The 13,596-nt window shown below is 71.8% G+C and carries 12 protein-coding genes; 6 read left to right on the forward strand and 6 right to left on the reverse strand.

Annotated elements, in window-relative coordinates; all coding sequences use genetic code 11:
- Nucleotides 1-196: 196 nt before the first annotated feature.
- Nucleotides 197-1,405: an acyl-CoA dehydrogenase family protein gene (locus tag ACQEXA_RS43985; protein WP_432925535.1), complete on the forward strand. Its 1,209-nt coding sequence runs from the start codon at nucleotides 197-199 to the stop codon at nucleotides 1,403-1,405.
- A gap of 459 nt (nucleotides 1,406-1,864) precedes the next feature.
- Here ACQEXA_RS43985 and ACQEXA_RS43990 read toward each other — a convergent pair whose 3' ends face one another.
- A complete protein-coding gene (locus ACQEXA_RS43990; protein ID WP_432925533.1) occupies nucleotides 1,865-2,293 on the reverse strand; it encodes a hypothetical protein in 429 nt (142 codons plus the stop codon).
- Between the two features lie 269 nt (nucleotides 2,294-2,562).
- Here ACQEXA_RS43990 and ACQEXA_RS43995 point away from each other — a divergent pair, with 269 nt between their 5' ends.
- The 4 genes from ACQEXA_RS43995 to fxsA all read left to right on the forward strand — a co-directional run bounded on the left by ACQEXA_RS43995 (nucleotide 2,563) and on the right by fxsA (nucleotide 6,819).
- Nucleotides 2,563-3,003, forward strand: coding sequence for an Lrp/AsnC family transcriptional regulator (locus tag ACQEXA_RS43995; protein WP_432925531.1), 441 nt, complete (start codon nucleotides 2,563-2,565; stop codon nucleotides 3,001-3,003).
- 47 nt (nucleotides 3,004-3,050) lie between these two features.
- Nucleotides 3,051-4,676: an amidohydrolase gene (locus tag ACQEXA_RS44000; protein WP_432925529.1), complete on the forward strand. Its 1,626-nt coding sequence runs from the start codon at nucleotides 3,051-3,053 to the stop codon at nucleotides 4,674-4,676.
- Nucleotides 4,677-5,272: 596 nt separating this feature from the next.
- Nucleotides 5,273-6,067 (forward strand): polyprenol monophosphomannose synthase, encoded by a 795-nt coding sequence (locus ACQEXA_RS44005; protein WP_432925527.1) that lies wholly within the window; start codon nucleotides 5,273-5,275, stop codon nucleotides 6,065-6,067.
- 176 nt (nucleotides 6,068-6,243) lie between these two features.
- A complete protein-coding gene (gene fxsA, locus ACQEXA_RS44010; protein ID WP_433132778.1) occupies nucleotides 6,244-6,819 on the forward strand; it encodes an FxsA family membrane protein in 576 nt (191 codons plus the stop codon).
- Between the two features lie 122 nt (nucleotides 6,820-6,941).
- Here fxsA and ACQEXA_RS44015 read toward each other — a convergent pair whose 3' ends face one another.
- The 4 genes from ACQEXA_RS44015 to ACQEXA_RS44030 form a co-directional block, all read right to left on the reverse strand.
- Nucleotides 6,942-7,316 (reverse strand): RNA polymerase-binding protein RbpA, encoded by a 375-nt coding sequence (locus tag ACQEXA_RS44015; RefSeq protein WP_009187548.1) that lies wholly within the window; start codon nucleotides 7,314-7,316, stop codon nucleotides 6,942-6,944.
- A gap of 255 nt (nucleotides 7,317-7,571) precedes the next feature.
- Nucleotides 7,572-8,918: an MFS transporter gene (locus ACQEXA_RS44020; RefSeq protein WP_432925523.1), complete on the reverse strand. Its 1,347-nt coding sequence runs from the start codon at nucleotides 8,916-8,918 to the stop codon at nucleotides 7,572-7,574.
- Nucleotides 8,919-8,964: 46 nt separating this feature from the next.
- Nucleotides 8,965-9,732: a glycerophosphodiester phosphodiesterase gene (locus ACQEXA_RS44025; protein ID WP_432925522.1), complete on the reverse strand. Its 768-nt coding sequence runs from the start codon at nucleotides 9,730-9,732 to the stop codon at nucleotides 8,965-8,967.
- Nucleotides 9,729-10,382 (reverse strand): YczE/YyaS/YitT family protein, encoded by a 654-nt coding sequence (locus tag ACQEXA_RS44030; protein WP_432925520.1) that lies wholly within the window; start codon nucleotides 10,380-10,382, stop codon nucleotides 9,729-9,731. The genes ACQEXA_RS44025 and ACQEXA_RS44030 overlap by 4 nt, the downstream gene beginning before the upstream one ends.
- Nucleotides 10,383-10,493: 111 nt before the next feature.
- On the opposite strand from ACQEXA_RS44030, the gene ACQEXA_RS44035 reads away from it, so the two are divergent.
- A complete protein-coding gene (locus tag ACQEXA_RS44035) occupies nucleotides 10,494-11,993 on the forward strand; it encodes a PLP-dependent aminotransferase family protein (RefSeq protein ID WP_432925518.1) in 1,500 nt (499 codons plus the stop codon).
- Between the two features lie 47 nt (nucleotides 11,994-12,040).
- On the opposite strand, the gene ACQEXA_RS44040 is transcribed toward ACQEXA_RS44035, so the two are convergent.
- The gene (locus ACQEXA_RS44040; RefSeq protein WP_432925516.1) at nucleotides 12,041-13,594 is read right to left on the reverse strand and encodes a hypothetical protein; all 1,554 of its coding nucleotides are present in this window, start codon (nucleotides 13,592-13,594) and stop codon (nucleotides 12,041-12,043) included.
- Between the last annotated feature and the right edge of the window lie 2 nt (nucleotides 13,595-13,596).

Here is a 13,596-nt window from a genome sequence, read left to right on the forward strand (position 1 = left end):
CTTTCTTCGAGTAAGCGGTCGTTAACTGGTGACTCGGTGCCTCCGATCGGGCATACTCCAAACGCCACAACTGCTGGTCAGCCGCCTCCGAGACCCGGAGCGACGAGCATCGGCCAGGCCCAGTGAGACCCGGCGGCGCCACTCCCACCCACGGCAGGCGTCCGTCGATGCGCCCGACAGGGAGGAGAGCGTCGCCATGCCCGACCGCGCCCCGCAGCCGGTGGACCGGCAACTGCCCACGGACGAGGCCCGGGATCTGATCTCGCTCGTCCGTGACATCGCGCAGCACGAGATCGCCCCGAAGGCGGCCGAGGAAGAGGACGCGGGACGTTTCCCGCGCGAGGTCTTCCGACTGCTCTCCGAATCAGGACTCCTCGGCCTCCCCTACGACTCCGACTACGGCGGCGGTGACCAGCCGTACGAGGTCTACCTCCAGGTCCTCGAGGAGCTTGCCGCGGCCCGCCTCACCGTCGGCCTGGGCGTCAGCGTCCACACCCTGTCCTGCCATGCCCTCGCGCACTACGGCACCAAGGAGCAGCAGGTCGAGCATCTGCCCGCGATGCTCGGCGGCGACCTGCTGGGTGCCTACTGCCTGTCCGAGGCATCGTCCGGTTCCGACGCCGCCGCCTTGCGCACCAGGGCCGTCCGGGAGGATGCGGACGCCTCCGGCGGGAGCGGAGCCAGCCGCGGGGGAGCCTGGTCGATCACCGGCACCAAGTCGTGGATCACCCACGGCGGGATCGCCGACTTCTACACCGTGATGGCGCGCACCGGCCAGGAGGGCCCGCGGGGGATCACCGCGTTCCTGGTGCCCGGCGACGCCGAGGGGCTGAGCGGGGCGGCGCCCGAGAAGAAGATGGGCATGAAGGGCTCGCCCACCGCGCAGGTCCACTTCGACGGGGTGCGCGTGTCCGACGACCGGCGCATCGGCGAGGAGGGCCAGGGCTTCGCGATCGCCCTGTCCGCGCTCGACTCCGGGCGGCTCGGCATCGCGGCCTGCGCCATCGGCCTCGCCCAGGCGGCCCTGGACGAGGCCCTCGCGTACGCCATCGGGCGGCGGCAGTTCGGCCGGCCGATCTCGGACTTCGAGGGCCTGCGCTTCATGCTGGCCGACATGGCGACGCAGATCGAGGCCGGCCGGGCGCTTTATCTGTCGGCGGCGCGGCTGCGCGACGCCGGCCGGCCGTTCGCCAAGCAGGCGGCCATGGCCAAGCTGCACTGCACCGACACCGCGATGAAGGTCACCACGGACGCCGTCCAGGTGCTCGGCGGGTACGGCTACACGGCGGACTTCCCGGCAGAGCGCTACATGCGCGAGGCCAAGGCCCTGCAGATCGTCGAGGGGACGAATCAGATCCAGCGGATGGTCATCGCCCGTCACCTCGCGGGTCCCGAGTCCCGCTGAGCTGCTCCGGGCCCGCAGTGAGCCGGCCCAGGCCTGTCTGAGGCGCCACCAGTCGCACCCACTCCGGGTCGTGGCGCCCCGGCAGCGTACGCCCGCCGTCGGCCCAGGTCCGCATCAGATCGCGGTAGATGGGGGGATCCTGGGGCTGCGCCGGCGCGAGCGTTCGTGTGGGTGCCGGCACGAACACCCGTCGCCGACGCGCGGGCGCCGAATACGTGGCAGTCATGCGGGGGGAACGCCGGCGCCCCTGCGCAGGTCACCGGCCCCGCTAATCGAGAGTGAGTTCCCCTCGGGCCCGTACGGGGGCATGGCGCGCGTTCAAAGGGCACGGCGATCCCGTCGCACGGTATCGGCTCGGCGGCCGGCGGGGGTGTGCCCGCTCTGCACCATGGGGGTCCGCGCTCCACGGGGCGGGGCAGTCATCGGGACGAGGTGCGACGCCGGGGGGTGCCGTGTGGGTCAGGCGGCCTGGTGCCGCATCACCGGCATGCGCATCGGGCGCGAACCCGCGCCGCCGACGTGCGAGAACGGCTGCATCCGCCAGTCGAGCCCCTGAGGGAGCGTCAGCAGCAGGGCCGTGTCCTGCTCCTGGGGTACCGCGGACTCGTCCGCGGGCCGGGCTTCGGACGCCGCGCGCCCGGTGCCGCGGCAGACCGTGAGCCCGAACGGGTTCCACGGCGAGGCGCACAGCGCGTGCTCGGGCAGGAACTCCTCGTCCGCCAGGAGTGCGATGGGCTGCGCGCAGTCCGGGCAGATCACCCGGTACATCTCGAAGGTGTCGTACGCGTCGAGCTCGTCGTCGCCCACTTCGACGCCCTCCGGCTCGGGCTCGACGACCGGCTGCTGCCGCTTGGACGCAGGACGACCAGAGCGCTTCAGACTGTGCATGGATTCTCCCCCTCGGGCTGGGCCGGCCAGGAGCTGTGGCCTCGACCACAGCAAGCACTTCCCGTCCGGTCCGGGCGGTAATCACGAAGACATCACGAAGCCTGTTCGGGCACTGTGGCGTTGGTCACATGCCGTTCGAAGGTGCCGGATGCGGCGATCCCGGCCCCGGCCGGGGGCTCGGACGACGCTCCCTGCACCATGACAAACCGGGCATGACCTGCGCCGCTCGGGTATCCGCGGGGAACGGGCGCACTGTAGGTTCTACCGGCATGGAGGAGCTGGACCGACAGATCGTGCAGCTGCTCGTCAAGGACGGGCGGATGAGTTACACCGATCTGGGCAAGGCCACGGGCCTGTCCACATCGGCCGTGCATCAGCGGGTGCGCCGGCTTGAGCAGCGCGGTGTCATTCGCGGGTATGCGGCGGTCGTCGACGCGGAGGCCATCGGGCTGCCGATGACCGCCTTCATCTCGGTGAAACCGTTCGATCCCAGCGCCCCCGACGACATCGCCGAGCGCCTCGCCGGCGTCCCGGAGATCGAGGCCTGCCACAGCGTCGCGGGCGAGGAGAACTACATCCTCAAGGTCCGCGTGGCCACGCCCCACGAGCTGGAGGAGCTGCTGGCGCGGCTGCGGTCCCTCGCGGGGGTGTCCACGCGCACGACGGTGGTGCTGTCCACCCCGTACGAGTCGCGGCCGCCCCGCATCTGACCGACCTGCGTGCCGGGCGGCAGAAGCGAGGCGCGAGACTGTTCCCCATGAACGAGCGCACCGCCCCGCCGCAGACCGTCCTGTTGCGCCGAGGGGAAGTCCACAGCCCCGCGGATCCCTTCGCCACCGCCATGGTCGTCGAGCGCGGTCAGATCGCCTGGGTGGGCTCCGAGGGCGCCGCGGACGCCTTCGCGGGCGGCGTGGACGAGGTCGTCGACCTGGACGGGGCACTCGTCACCCCGGCGTTCACCGACGCACATGTGCACACCACCGCCACGGGCCTCGCGCTCACCGGGCTCGACCTCTCCGGTGCGCCCTCGCTGACCGCCGCCCTCGAGCTCGTCCGTGACTTCGCCGCCGCCCGCCCGCACGACCGCGTCCTGCTGGGCCACGGCTGGGACTCGGCCCGCTGGCCCGAATTCCGGGCGCCCCGGCGGGCCGAACTCGACGCGGCCACCGGTGGCCGTCCCCTCTATCTCAGCCGGATCGACGTCCACTCCGCCGTGGTGACCACGGCCCTGCTGGACCTGGTGCCGGGCGTGCGCGACAGGGCCGGGTTCACGGACGGGGAACCCCTCGTACGGGACGCCCACCACGCCGTACGCGCCGCCGCCTTCGCGGGGGTGACCGAGGCTCAGCGCACCGAGGCCCAGCGTGCCGCCCTCGCGCACGCCGCCTCCCTCGGCATCGGTTCGGTCCATGAGTGCGCCGGCCCGGAGATCTCCTCGGAGGACGACTTCACCGGGTTGCTGCGCGTCGCCGCGGAGCAGGCCGGGCCCCGGGTGGTCGGCTACTGGGCGCAGCACGGCGAGGAGGGTGTCGCCAGGGCGCGGGAGTTGGGCGCGATCGGCGCGGCCGGGGACCTGTTCGTCGACGGCTCCATCGGCTCGCACACCGCCTGCCTGTGCGCGCCGTACGCCGACGCCCCCCACACCGGCACCGCCTATCTGGACGCCTCCGCCGTCGCGGCGCACGTCCTCGCGTGCACCGAGGCAGGACTGCAGGCGGGCTTCCACGCCATCGGCGACGCCGCCGTCGGCGCCGTGGTCGACGGAATGCGCGCCGCCGCCGAGAAGATCGGCCTGGCTGCCGTCCGGGCCGCCCGCCACCGGGTCGAGCACGCCGAGATGCTCACGTCCGAGACCATCGCGGCCTTCGCCGAACTGGGCCTGACCGCCTCCGTCCAGCCCGCCTTCGACGCGCTGTGGGGCGGCGACGAGGGCATGTACGCCCAGCGCCTCGGCGTCGAGCGGGCCCGCACCCTCAACCCGTTCGCGGCCCTCCTGCGCACCGGCGTCCCGCTCGCCTTCGGCTCCGACAGCCCCGTCACCCCGCTGGATCCGTGGGGCACGGTCCGTGCGGCGGCCTTCCATCGCACCCCGGAGCACCGGGTCTCCGTGCGTGCCGCGTTCACCGCTCATACGCGGGGCGGCTGGCGGGCGATCGGACGGGACGACGCGGGTGTTCTGGTACCGGGCGCACCCGCGGACTACGCGGTCTGGCGCACCGACGAGCTGGTCGTACAGGCGCCCGACGACCGAGTGGCCCGCTGGTCGACGGACCCCCGCTCCGGCACCCCTGGCCTGCCCGATCTGACCCCCGGCTCCGACCTGCCGGTCTGCCTGCGCACCGTGGTGGGCGGCCGGACGGTGTTCGTGCGTCCGGGCGAGTGATCTCCCGGGTGGCGTTGTGGCCGCCACCTTGCTGCGCGACCTGCGTATCCTCCGCCCTCACCAGGGCATCGGTGGAGAAACCGCTGGTCGAACGGCTGTTGACAGCGAGGCGCAGGGGGCCGGTAGGTTCGGCCGGGTCCACCGACGCCCCGACCGGAGAACCTCCGCGCAGTCGCCGGGGCGCCGCTGGGTCAGGGGTGATGTGCCGCACCGGCGCACCACCACTGGGAGCCAGGCTCAGCGCCCGCGCCACGGCGAGGGCAACGTTCCGGTCGGTCGGCTGGGTGTGACCCGGGTGGGGCCCGGACGTCCAGTAGACAACGGCTTTCGGTCGACCCGCAGCCAGCGGGCCCCAGGTCGGCCCGAAGGGCGCCGGGCCCCGATCCGCAGCGCGGCCCCGTCGGCGGCGCGCATCGAATCCCGGTCGCCGCGGCCTCTTGGCCGCGGGGTGGCATCGGGCCCCGCAGACGGTTACGCAAACCGTCACTCTTACCCGACTCTTGCGGAATCGACATCGCCATACGAACCTGCTGATACGTCGGTGCAGGCCGGGGCCACTATGGTGGACCCCTGCGTACGGACATGAAGGGGCAGTAGTGAACGACGGCGACGGGACCCTTGAGGCAAAGGCCCAGGGGAGGCAGTTCGGTCCGCTCGGCACGTCCTTGGTGATCATTCCGACCTACAACGAGGCGGAGAACATCAAGACGATCGTCGGCCGGGTGCGGTCGGCCGTGCCTGAGGCACACGTCCTCGTGGCCGACGACAACAGCCCCGACGGCACGGGCAAACTCGCGGACGAGCTGGCGGCCGAGGACGAGCACGTCCACGTAATGCACCGCAAGGGCAAGGAAGGCCTGGGTGCGGCGTACCTCGCGGGCTTCCGCTGGGGCCTGGAGCACGACTACGGCGTCCTGATCGAGATGGACGCGGACGGCTCCCACCAGCCGGAGGAGCTGCCGCGCCTGCTGACCGCGCTCAAGGGGGCCGACCTGGTGCTGGGCTCCCGCTGGGTGCCGGGCGGCCGGGTGGTGAACTGGCCCAAGTCCCGCGAGTTCATCTCCCGTGGCGGCAGCTTCTACTCGCGCATGGCGCTCGACCTGCCGTTGCGCGACATCACCGGCGGCTACCGCGCCTTCCGGCGCGAGACCCTCGAGGGACTCGGCCTCCAGGAGGTCGCCTCGCAGGGCTACTGCTTCCAGGTCGATCTGGCCCGGCGCGCCGTCAAGGCGGGCTACCACGTGGTCGAGGTACCGATCACCTTCGTCGAGCGGGAGCTGGGCGACTCCAAGATGAGCCGCAACATCCTCGTCGAGGCGCTGTGGCGCGTCACGGCGTGGGGTGTGAGCGACCGTGTCGCCAAGGTGACGGGCCGGCGCAAGTCCTCCTGAGTGGTTCGGCGGCACCGACCGCCACCGCGGGGCGGGGACGGACGGGCTCCGGGTCAACCGGGGAACGTTTCCCGCCGTCGCTCGTACGGGTGGGCACAGGCCGGTCCTGCGGGAGCGCGAGGGCGAGTGATCGACCCCTAATCCCGCACTGAGCGCGCTGTGTGCACACTGGGAGCATGACGACTGGCGTACCCGCTCCCCCTTACTCCACCCGGCCCCGGCGTTCCCGGCTGCGCACGTTCCTGCCGCTCGGTGTCGCCGCGTGGCTGGTGCTGGAGATCTGGCTGCTCACGGTGGTGGGACGCGCGGCCGGCGGGCTCACGGTCTTCCTGCTGCTGGTCGCCGGTTTCGTGGTCGGCTCCGTAGTCATCAAGCGGGCCGGACGCCGGGCCTTCCGCAATCTCAGCGCGACGCTGGGGGCCCAGCCCCGGCCGGCCGGCGGCGAGGCGCCCACGGGCGGCCGTGGCAACGGGCTCATGATGCTGGGCGGGTTGCTCCTGATGCTGCCCGGTCTGATCTCCGACGCGGTCGGCCTGCTGCTTCTCATACTGCCGGTCCAGCGACTGGTGAGCCGCTCCGCCGGGCGCACTCTCGACCGCAAGCTCCGCGGGGTCACACCTGGCAGCTTCGGTGACGCCTTCCAGCAGGCTCGTATTCACCGTCCCGACGGGAAGGTCGTCCAAGGTGAGGTCATCAGGGACGAGCCGCCGTCACGGGCCCCGCAGGACCCGCGGCCGCCACTGACCCACTGAGGCCCGGCGGACAGCTTTGCCTGTGCGCGCAGCAAACAGTGGGCGCCGCACGTCATAGCGACGCACGGCGCCCACTGATCGCTCGCTCGTGTGCGCGGAGAACCGCCCGAGCCGTGGAGGTCTTACGCGGACTTTCGGCTGTCCCGCGGATGAACCGCGATGTTCATCGCGCCGGATCGGAGAACGGCCAGGCGTTCCTCGAGGACCTCTTCGAGCTCCTCACGGGTGCGCCGCTCCATCAGCATGTCCCAATGTGTACGCGCCGGCTTGGCCTTCTTCTCTTCCGGGCCGTCGCCGTCCACCAGGAGTGCCGGGGCCCCGCAGACCTTGCACTCCCACTCCGGCGGGATCTCCGCCTCGACGGAGAAGGGCATCTCGAAACGGTGCCCCTTCTCGCATGCGTACTCCACGGCCTGGCGCGGAGCCAGGTCGATACCGCGGTCGGTCTCGTAGCTGGTCACCACGAGGCGCGTGCCGCGAAGAGCTCGCTCACTCATGAATCGTGCCTCCCGGGCTTGTCGCCCACAGGACAGGTGTCGCTGTCGTCGTCATCCGGTCAACGTCCGGTCGGCGGTAAAGATTCCCGTTCCGGGTCATGCGTCGCCGTCGTAGCCGCCCCTTGTTGTACCCACCGGCGCCCGGTTTGTCACATCTGCTAGCAGATGTCACCCAGCGTTTCGAATCCTTTGACGCGCAGTAACGGTACGCCTGGCAGGCCAAACGCGTACACTACAGCGGTTTGCCTTCAGGTGCTAAATCATTCCGGGGACCGGATTGCCCGCGTCGCGCACCGCCTGCCGCACCGGGACCCGGGCCAGCAGCACGAATCCGATGATGAAGAAGGCCACCAGCGAGATGATCGCGTCCCGGTAACTTCCGGTCAGCTGGTAGGTGATTCCGAACAGAAGCGGGCCCAGCCAGCTCATGCCGCGGTCGCTCATCTCGTAGGCCGAGAAGTACTCCGCCTCCTTGCCGGGCGGCACGAGATGCGAGAAGAGCGAGCGGGACAGCGCCTGGCTGCCGCCGAGGACCAGCCCGATACCGGACGCCAGGACGAAGAACCAGACCGGTGCGTGCGCCGGCATGAAGTAGCCGGCGCAAAGCGTCAGGGTCCAGGCGACGAGCGAGCCGAGGATGGTGCGCTTGGCACCGTACGTACGGGCCAGCCGTCCCATGCCGAGGGCGCCGCCGACCGCCAGCACCTGGACCAGCAGCACGGCGGAGATCAGCGTCGACTGGCTCAGTCCCAGTTCCTCCGAGCCGTACACCGACGCCTGGGAGATGACCGTCTGGATGCCGTCGTTGTAGATGAGGTACGCCAGCAGAAAGGCGAGCGTGAGGGGCTTGCCGCGCATGTCGCGGAAGGTGGCCGCCAGCTGCCGCCAGCCGTGCACCGCGGGTCGCGCGGACGTCGTACGGCGGTCGCGCAGCCGTCTGAGCGGCACCAGCGTGAAGGCACCCCACCAGATGCCCGCCGAGGCCAGGCAGATGCGCACCGCGGTGGTCTCCGAGACGCCGAAGGAGTCGTGTGCGGTGAACAGGACCAGGTTCGCAATCAGGACCAGCGAGCCGGCCGCGTAGCCGAAGGCCCAGCCGCGCGAGGAGACCGCGTCGCGCTCCTCGGGCGGCGCGATCTGTGGCAGATACGAGTTGTAGATGACCATCGAGACGGCCACCGACGCGTTCGCGACGACGAGGAGGAGGCCGCCGAGCAGATAGCGGTGCCCGTCCAGGAAGAACATGCCCGTGGTGGCCACGGCGCCCAGATACGCACAGAGACCGAGCAGCGGCTTCTTGCGCCCGGTGCGGTCGGCCGCCGCGCCCGCAAGCGGCATGACGAGGATCGCCACGATGACGGAGGCCGAGACCGAGTACGCGAAGAACGAGCCCGCGCGAACGGGGACGCCCAGCGGGTGCACATAACCGTCGGCGTCCGCCGCCGACTTGGCCACCGAGGTGAGATAGGGGCCGAGGAACACGGTCAGCACGCTCGTCGAGTAGACGGAGCACGCCCAGTCGTAGAAGTACCAGCCGCGCTGTTCGCGCCGCCGCTCGGCGACGCCGCCGTCTCCCCGTGCCTGCACGGTGTCGGTGCTCACCCGTGCCCCTCGCTTCCCCGTGGAACGTGGTTGTGCGCGGGGGCGTTCAGACCCAGGAGCCCCGGTCCTCGAGGACCTTGCGCAGCGTGTCGATGTGATCGGTCATGATGCCATCCACACCCAGGTCCAGCAGCCGGTGCATGCGATCGGGGTCGTTGATCGTCCAGACGTGCACCTGAAGGCCGAGTGCGTGGGCCTTGCGCACGAAGCGGCGGTCGGCCACGGGGATTCCCCACTGGGACTCGGGGACCTGGGCGGCGACCGCCGAGCGGCGCAGCTTCGCCGGCATGCCCCAGGAGCGCAACCTGAGGCCCAGGACACCGCGGGTGCCGTACGACGTCGCCAGGCGCGGCCCGGCCAGGCGCTGGGCGCGCACGACACGCGACTCCGAGAACGAGCCGACGCAGATCCGGTCCCAGCCGTCGATGCGCTCGATCAGGTCGAGCAGGGGGTGCAGGGCCGGCTCCGCCTTGATGTCGACGTTCCAGCGCACCTCGGGGAACTCCTCGAGCAGGTCCTCGAAGAGGGGCACCGGCTCGCTGCCGGCCACGCGCGCGTGCCGCACGTCCTCCCAGGGCAGATCGGCGATCCGCCCGGCCCCGTCCGTCACCCGGTCGAGCGTCGAGTCGTGGAACGCCACGAGTTTGCCGTCGGCGGTGGCGTGCACGTCCGTCTCGATGTAGCGGTAGCCCGCCGCCACAGCGCGCCGGAACTGGGTGAGGGTGTTCTCCAGACCGTCCGCGGCCCCGCCCCGGTGGGCGAAGGCGATCGGGCCGGGGTGGTCGAGATAGGGATGGCGTATGAGCGTGGTCACTGGGGCAGTATCGCTCCCTCCGGTTGCCCGGCGGCAACGACCGTGCTGCGCTGCGATGCCGAGGGGACGGCGAACACACGCAGGAAGAGCTGGACGAGCGGGCCGATGGACAGCGCGTACAGCAGGGTCCCGGCTCCGACGGTGCCGCCGAGGGCGAACCCGGTCGCGACGACGGCGACCTCGACCGCCGTGCGGATCAGCCGGACCGAGCGCCCGGTGCGCCGGTGCAGGCCGGTCATCAGGCCGTCGCGCGGGCCGGGGCCGAAGTTCGCCGCGATGTAGAGGCCGGTCGCGGCACCGTTGAGCACGATGCCCGCGAGGAGAAGGGGAACCCGTACCGTCAGGGCGCGTACGTCGGGGAGTACGGCCAACGTGGCGTCCATGGCGGCACCGATCACGAGGACGTTGGAGACAGTGCCGAGACCGGGGCGCTGGCGCAGTGGGATCCACAGCAGCAGCACGATGGCGCCCACGATCGTCAGCACTACACCCATGCTGAGTCCCGTCAGCTTCGCCAGGCCCTGGTGGAGGACGTTCCACGGCTCGAGGCCGAGGCCCGCCTCGACCAGGAGGGCGGAGCTCACGCCGTACAGCGCGAGACCTGCGTACAACTGGATCAACCGCCGTCCGAGCCGGCTCCTCGTGGACATGCCAGTGAACAAAACGAACCCCCCTGTGGTGACAGTGGCCTGACGCATGTCACTCTGTGGCTTGGAAACAGAAGCCATCCATGGCCAATTCCGGGAAGGTGGACTGGGAACATGGCGCAGTGGACCTCAGCGATGGGTGCGGCACAGCTCGCGCGGCTGCTCAGCTCCCAGCAGGACCGACCCGCAGGCCCAGGCACCCGCCGCCCGGCCGCCTACCGCGCGCTCGCCGACGGCATCCGGCTGCTCGTGCTCGAGGGCCGTGTCCCCGTCGCGGCCCGGCTGCCCGCCGAGCGGGAACTGGCGCTCGCCCTGTCCGTGAGCCGTACCACGGTCGCGGCCGCCTACGAGGCGCTGCGCACCGAGGGCTTCCTCGAGTCCCGCCGCGGAGCGGGCAGCTGGACGGCCGTGCCGGCCGGGAACCCGCTTCCGGCGCGAGGGCTCGAGCCGCTGCCGCCGGAGGCGCTGGGCTCGATGATCGACCTGGGCTGCGCGGCGCTTCCCGCACCCGAGCCCTGGCTCACCCGCGCCGTGCAGGGTGCGCTGGAGGAGCTGCCTCCCTACGCCCACACGCACGGCGACTATCCCGCGGGCCTGCCCGCACTGCGTTCCATGCTCGCCGACCGCTATACGGCGCGCGGCATCCCGACCATGCCCGAGCAGATCATGGTGACAACGGGAGCCATGGGCGCGATGGACGCGATCTGCCATCTCTTCGCCGGTCGCGGCGAACGCGTCGCGGTGGAGTCGCCCTCGTACGCCAACATCCTCCAGCTGATGCGGGAGGCGGGCGCCCGGCTGGTCCCCGTGGCCATGGCCGAGGGGCTCGGCGGCTGGGACCTGGACCGCTGGCGCCAGGTGCTGCGGGAGGCCGCACCACGACTCGCCTATGTGGTGGCGGACTTCCACAACCCCACGGGCGCGCTGGCCGACGAGGACCAGCGCCGCCGGCTGGTGGAGGCGGCCCGCTCCGCCGGGACGGTCCTGGTCGTCGACGAGACGATGAGCGAGCTGTACCTGGAGGAGGGCCTGGAGATGCCGCGCCCGGTGAGCGGCTTCGACCCGGCGGGCTCGACGGTGATCACCGTGGGCTCGGCGAGCAAGGCCTTCTGGGCCGGTATGCGTATCGGCTGGGTGCGGGCCGCCCCCGATGTGATCCGCAGCCTGGTCGCGGCCCGTGCCTACGCGGACCTGGGCACACCGGTGCTGGAGCAGCTCGCCGTCAACTGGCTGCTCAGCACCGGGGGCTGGGAACAGGCGGTCGACCTGCGCCGCAAGCAGGCCAGGGAGAACCGGGACGCCCTGGTCGACGCGGTGCGCACCCAACTGCCGTCGTGGGAGTTCTCGTTGCCGCAGGGCGGCCTGACGCTGTGGGTGCGCACCGGCGGCCTGTCGGGGTCCCGTCTGGCCGAGGTGGGGGAGCGGGTCGGTGTCAGGGTGCCGTCCGGGCCGCGTTTCGGCGTGGACGGCGCGTTCGAGGGATATGTGCGGTTGCCGTTCACAGTCGGCGGCGCGGTGGCGCAGGAGGCGGCGGTGCGCCTCGCGGCGGCGGCCCGCCTGGTGGAGACGGGCGCCTCGGGTCCGGCCGAGGCGCCGCGCAGCTTCGTCGCCTGACCCGGCCTTGCCCCGGGAGCGCCTGGGTGGCGCCCCCAGTGGTCCGCTCAGCCCTCCGCGGCCACGGCTTCCGCCGTCACCGCACGGGTGGACGTGCCACGCCCCGGCAGAAGCCCCAGGACCGCCTGCCGGTGGTGTTCGCTGGTCGCGTCGTCGTACGGGTCCGGGGTGGCCGGAACCTGGAGTCGGTGGACCGGGCCCGAGCCCAGGCGGGCGTAGCCGCGGCCGGGCGGTACCTCCTTGGTGGGCGTGGTGTGCGGCGGCGCGCCGAGCACGGCCTCCAGTTCCTCCCTGGTCGCGGGGCCCAGCGCGACCCGTGCGCGGGTGTACTGGCGCACCACGTTGGACAGGCCGTCGAGCCCGTCGAACTGCTCGGCGACCACGACCGTGACGTTCGCCGCGCGGCCGTGCCGCAGAGGCACCTGGAGCAGCGTCTGGGGATCGTCCCGCCCGCCGGCCGCCGCGAGATGTCCCAGCACGCTCGGCCGGTCCAGCAGGATCCACAGCGGGCGCCTGACGTCGTCCGGTGCGGCTTGTCCGGACTGCCGGGCCCGGTTCGCCGCGATCAGCCGCCGCTCGGTTTCATGGGTGGCCCACTCCAGGCTCGCCGCCGCGCCCGCGAGGCCGGACTCGACCGCGAGTACGCCGTCCCGGCCCGTCAGGCACGCGTACTCGCCGGTGGCACCGCCCTCGACGATCAGGATGTCGCCGTGCTGCAGGGCCTGGAGGGCGATCGAGCGCACCAGCGTCGTCGCACCGCTGCCGGGTGCCCCGGCGATGAGCAGATGAGGTTCCGTTGAGCGCGTCCCCGTGCGCCAGACCACCGGAGGAACGTCACGCTGCTCGTCGCCGTGGGTGAGGGGGAGGGTGCGCTGGACTCCGGTGGGGTCGGTGAAGCCGAGGACCGTCTCGCCGGGCGCGGTCACGAACCGCTGCGCGGTGATGTCGGTGGGCAGCGGGGGCAGCACGGTCATGGTGAGCTCGTTGCCCTCCTCGTCCCACTGGAAGTGGTACTCGCGGCCCCGGCCGGACTTGACGTGTACGATCTGCTCGATCCGCGCCCGCGACTCGGCCTCGCCGTCCTTGAAGTAGGGGGGGTAGCGGATCCGGAGCTGTGAGATACGGCCTGTCTCGTCGAACGCGAACGAGGACAACGTCTGGGTCCAGTCCCCGCCGGGCGAGTACAGCGGAGCCGGGTCGCCGACGACCGAGAAGTACGGCGCCAGCGCCTCGTACAGCGACCGCAGACGCTTGGTCTGGGCGTCGTCCGGACCCGTCGGCTGCGCCGGTCCGCGCTCGCGGCCCCGCCAGCCCGCCGCCGCCATGAGGGCGATGCCGGCGAGCAGCGGCCCGTACGGCACCAGGGCCACGACCAGGATCACCGAGGTGACCAGGAAGAGGAGCGGTCCCCGCCGGTCCTTCGGTGTCTCCGCCCACTTGCGCCGCCCGGCCAGGGCCAGCCGGCGCAGACCGCGCGTGATGGTGATCAGCGGGTGGAGGACATCCGTGGCGCCGCCCGCCGCCGTCCGGGCCAGCTTCCGGCCGCGGGCGATCTGTGCGCTGCCGTTGCTCAGAATGCGAGGGAGAGGGCGCCGGGACACGT

Origin of the sequence: Streptomyces sp. CA-106110, from assembly GCF_050936285.1 — a bacterium.
In the GTDB taxonomy this organism is placed as follows: domain Bacteria; phylum Actinomycetota; class Actinomycetes; order Streptomycetales; family Streptomycetaceae; genus Streptomyces.

Bases quoted from the DNA above. Each gene is read 5' to 3' on its own strand.
- ACQEXA_RS44030 (WP_432925520.1), bottom strand. From the start codon at position 10,382: ATGTCCACGAGGAGCCGGCTCGGACGGCGGTTGATCCAGTTGTACGCA.
- ACQEXA_RS44035 (WP_432925518.1), top strand. From the start codon at position 10,494: ATGGCGCAGTGGACCTCAGCGATGGGTGCGGCACAGCTCGCGCGGCTG.
- ACQEXA_RS43985 (WP_432925535.1), top strand. From the start codon at position 197: ATGCCCGACCGCGCCCCGCAGCCGGTGGACCGGCAACTGCCCACGGAC.
- fxsA (WP_433132778.1), top strand. From the start codon at position 6,244: ATGACGACTGGCGTACCCGCTCCCCCTTACTCCACCCGGCCCCGGCGT.
- ACQEXA_RS43995 (WP_432925531.1), top strand. From the start codon at position 2,563: ATGGAGGAGCTGGACCGACAGATCGTGCAGCTGCTCGTCAAGGACGGG.
- ACQEXA_RS44000 (WP_432925529.1), top strand. From the start codon at position 3,051: ATGAACGAGCGCACCGCCCCGCCGCAGACCGTCCTGTTGCGCCGAGGG.
- ACQEXA_RS44015 (WP_009187548.1), bottom strand. From the start codon at position 7,316: ATGAGTGAGCGAGCTCTTCGCGGCACGCGCCTCGTGGTGACCAGCTAC.
- ACQEXA_RS43990 (WP_432925533.1), bottom strand. From the start codon at position 2,293: ATGCACAGTCTGAAGCGCTCTGGTCGTCCTGCGTCCAAGCGGCAGCAG.